The organism is Actinotalea sp., from assembly GCF_041597215.1.
Taxonomy (GTDB): Bacteria; Actinomycetota; Actinomycetes; order Actinomycetales; family Cellulomonadaceae; genus Actinotalea.
In genome coordinates this window covers 1-3,648 of record NZ_JBFHHB010000283.1, presented here as the reverse complement: position 1 = coordinate 3,648, position 3,648 = coordinate 1, and the positions used below count along the sequence as shown (strand labels likewise).

Genomic DNA, 3,648 nt, shown 5'->3' with positions numbered 1-3,648 from the left:
TCGGCGACCAGGGCGATCGCCGCGTCGCGGATGCGAGCGCGCGCGGTGCGGTCGTCGGTCGGTCGTCTGCCGTCAGGCGAGGCAGAGGTTGAACGCATGTTCATGATGCTATACGCGCGTTCAGCGACCTGTCGAGCCGTCGCCGAGCCGCCCGCCGCGGCTCTGCGCGCCCCGCGGGCCGAATGCCCGCCTGGCGGGCGAGACCGGCGGTGCAGCGGTGCGGACCGAGACGGCGTACACGGTCGTGCCCGCCGGGAAGGCGCGGGCGACCGTTCTCGTGCTGCACACCTGGTGGGGCCTCACGCCGGTCATCACCCGGGTCTGCGACACGCTCGCCACGCTGGGCTACGTCTCGGTCGCGCCCGACCTGTACCGCGGCGAGGTGGCGACCACGACGGAGCAGGCCCTCGCCCTGCGGGCCGGACGACGGCGCACCCCGGTCTGGCGGCAGCTCGTGGCGGAGCTGGAGCGGGCGCGGGCGCATGCCCCGGGCGAGGCCGTCGGCCAGGTCGGCTTCTCGATGGGCGGGCACTGGGCGCTGTGGATGGCGGCTCGCTCGCAGCCGCAGGTCCCGCCGATCGCTGCCACCGCGGTCTTCTGCGCCGTGCGCGCCGGGGACGTCTCCGCCGGCAGGTCGGCCGTCCAGCTCCACCTCGCCGAGACCGACCCGTACGTCACGCACGCGGGCGTCGCGCGGACGGTGCGCGGGCTGCAGGCCGCGGGCCGTGAGGTCGAGGTCCACCGCTACCCCGGGACCGGGCACTGGTTCTTCGACCGGGACCGGCCGGAGGAGCACGACCCCGCGGCGGCCGCGCTGGCGTGGCAGCGCACGGTCGCGTTCCTGGGTCGCCACCTGGCAGGGCCGGGCGCGGTGTCGGACGGGCCGAGGTCACCGCTCGGCTGAGGGCCCCGACGACGAGAGGCCGAGCCAGCCCGGCACCTCGGCGAAGGAGCCGAGCAGGACGTCGGGTGCGCCGCCCGCGTCGAGCTGCGCGGGCCGGAACTTGCCGGTGCGGACCTGCACACCGGTGATCCCGAGCCGCTGCGCCGCCCGCACGTCCGTGTCGAGGTCGTCGCCGACCATCGCTGCCTCGTGCGCCCGTAGCCCGAGAGAGGAGAGCCCGGCCTCGAACAAGGCCGGCGCGGGCTTCCCGATCACGGTCGCGGACACCCCGGACGCCTGCTCGAGGCCGGCGACGTAGGCCCCGGTGTCCAGCTGCATCCCCGTCCGGGTCCGCCACAGCAGGTTGCGGTGCATCGCCACGAACGCTGCTCCGGCGAGCAGGCACTCCAGGGCGTGGTTGAGCGCCGGGTAGGTGAACTCCGGCCCCGCCCCGCCGAGGACGACGACGTCGACGTCCCGCGCCGCGGGGTCCACGAGCTCGATCCCGTCGAGGTCGGCGGTGGCGTCCCCGCTGCTGAGCAGCAGGCACCGAGCGCCCGGGTGCTCGCGCCTGAGGTACGCCGCGGTGGCAGAGGTGACCGTGAGCACGTCCTCGGCCCCGACCGGGAAACCCGCCCCGTGCAGCGCCGCGGTGATCTCGGCCCTGGTCCGCGAGGTCGTGTTGGTGAGGAACCGCATCGGCACGCCGGCGGCGGCCAGGGCGCCGACGGCCTCGACCGCGCCCGGCAGCGGTTCCCACGACACGACGAGCACACCGTCGATGTCGACCAGCAACGCCCGCGGAGCGCCCATCTCCCCAGGCTACGACGCGGCCCGGTGCGGCGCGGCCCGGTGCGGCGCGGCCGCGCGGGGGGCTCAGTGGTGCCCGCGCACCTTCATCTGCGGTGGGCGCCCGTCCGGGTCGACCACTGCGCGGTACACCGGCGAGGCCATCACGCGCTGCCACGGCGTCGGGATCGCCATGACGTGCATCCGCAGTCGCCCGGGCGGCCGCTCCCCGACCTCGCCCCGCTCGTGCCATGCGTCCAGGGCCATGGCCCTCGACCTCAGCTCCGCGATCGCCGCGTCCGGCTCGAGCAGGAGCGCGTCGTCCGCCAGGTCGAGGTGCTCGCGCCAGAGCTCCAGGCGCAGGTCCCGGGCGAAGGTGCGGGCACCGTCCCCGCGCCCTGCCGGGTCGAGAGGTGCGCGAGGGTCGCGCCGCTCGTCGAGGATCGCGGCCGTGAGCTCCGAGTCGTGCGTCCACGAGCGACGGTTGAGGTTGTCGCTGCCGACGGTGGCCCAGACGTCGTCGGCGATGCACACCTTGGAGTGCACGTAGACGGGCCTCCCGGCGGCGTTCTCCACGTCGAGGATGAGGACCCGGTCCCCGCCCGCCTCCCGTACGAGGTCGAGGGCCTGGGTGTGCCCGTGCAGGGCGACCGGCACGACGAGCTCCGCGTCCTGCTCGGGGAAGCGGGGCACGACCGCGATCAGGTGCAGGTCCTGCTCGCGGCGCAACGCGTCGGCGAAGAGCCGGGCGACCGAGGTCGACCAGAGGTACTGGTCCTCGACGTAGACGAACCGCCGCGCGCGGCGCAGCGCCTTGGCGTAGCCGCGGGCCACGCTGCGCTCCCCGTGGGGCGCGAAGGGGTACCCCGGGCGACGGTTCGGGTAGGTGCGCAGGAGCTGGACGGCGCAGGTGCCGGCCGGGGGCGGGTCGGGGAGCGGCGCAGGCAGCGGACGCGGCCGATGCTCGGGGCGGTCGAGGAGGAAGGGCACCAGCGTGCCCGGCCGGCGCGACGGCGATGCCGGATCCTGCCAGCGCTCGCGGAAGACCTCCTCCACCTGGCGCACCACCGGGCCCTGCAGCCTCACCTGGACGTCGTGCCAGGCAGGCTCCCCGCCGTACCAGCGCGCGAAGGGCATCCGCTGGTGGTCCCCCCGGTGACGGGCGTCGTCGCGGCGGCTGTGCGCCACGTCGATCCCCCCGAGGAAGGCCACGTCGTCCCACGGCCGTTCGGCATGGCGCAGGACGACGAACTTCTGGTGGTGGCTGCCGAAGGGGCGCACCCGCTGGTCGAGCAGGATCTCCCCGCCCGCGGCGTTCACGGCCTCGGCGAAGCGCCGGTTCTGCCGCCGGGAGAAGCGCATCCGGTCCATCTGGGAGCGCCAGACCAGCCCGCGGACCATGACACCGCGGCGGGCGGCCTCGCTGAGCAGGGCCGTGATCGTCGTCCCCTCGTCCCGGACGAGCTCGTCGGGATCGACCCGCCAGCCGGCCAGCAGGAGCAGGTCCCCTGCGCCGAGGTCGTCGACGGCGTCGGCGAGGGCCGCGAAGTAGGGACGACCATGGATCAGCGGCACGGCGGCGTTCTGGGCGGACCACGGTCGCAGACCGGTGGCGCGGTTCCCGCGTTGAGCCGCGGTGAGGAGCCACTCCTCCGCCGCCCGGTCCGACCCGGCCGGGCGTGCGTGACCGACGTCGATGGCCGTCAGACGGCGACCATCCCGACGGATCTCGAGCCGGGAGGAGCCCACAGCACCACCGTTGCACACCTGCGCCCCGTGCGCTGCCCGATGGGCGAGCGCCTCAGGAGCCGGGAGGTGCGGTCAGGCCCAGGAGGGCGGGGGAGGCGGTGTCCGGTCCTGCGCGGGCGGGACGGTCCCGGACGGCGGGGCGTCGTCGGACCCGGTGGGGCCCTGTGGCGAGGCCTGCTCCGCCCCGCGGAGAGCGCCGGGCGCCGGAGGGGCGGTCGCCGGGGGTG

Annotated in this window: 3 protein-coding genes; 1 reads left to right on the top strand and 2 read right to left on the bottom strand. The window is 75.6% G+C overall.

The features are described from left to right. Positions 1–217 precede the first annotated feature (217 nt). A complete protein-coding gene (locus ABWK99_RS14645) occupies positions 218–904 on the top strand; it encodes a dienelactone hydrolase family protein (protein ID WP_372595435.1) in 687 nt (228 codons plus the stop codon). On the opposite strand, the gene ABWK99_RS14640 is transcribed toward ABWK99_RS14645, so the two are convergent. Then, positions 890–1,696 (bottom strand): HAD-IIA family hydrolase, encoded by an 807-nt coding sequence (locus tag ABWK99_RS14640; RefSeq protein WP_372595434.1) that lies wholly within the window; start codon positions 1,694–1,696, stop codon positions 890–892. The two genes, ABWK99_RS14645 and ABWK99_RS14640, sit on opposite strands and share 15 nt — an antisense overlap. A gap of 63 nt (positions 1,697–1,759) precedes the next feature. Continuing rightward, a complete protein-coding gene (locus ABWK99_RS14635; protein ID WP_372595433.1) occupies positions 1,760–3,421 on the bottom strand; it encodes a phospholipase D family protein in 1,662 nt (553 codons plus the stop codon). Positions 3,422–3,648 lie beyond the last annotated feature (227 nt).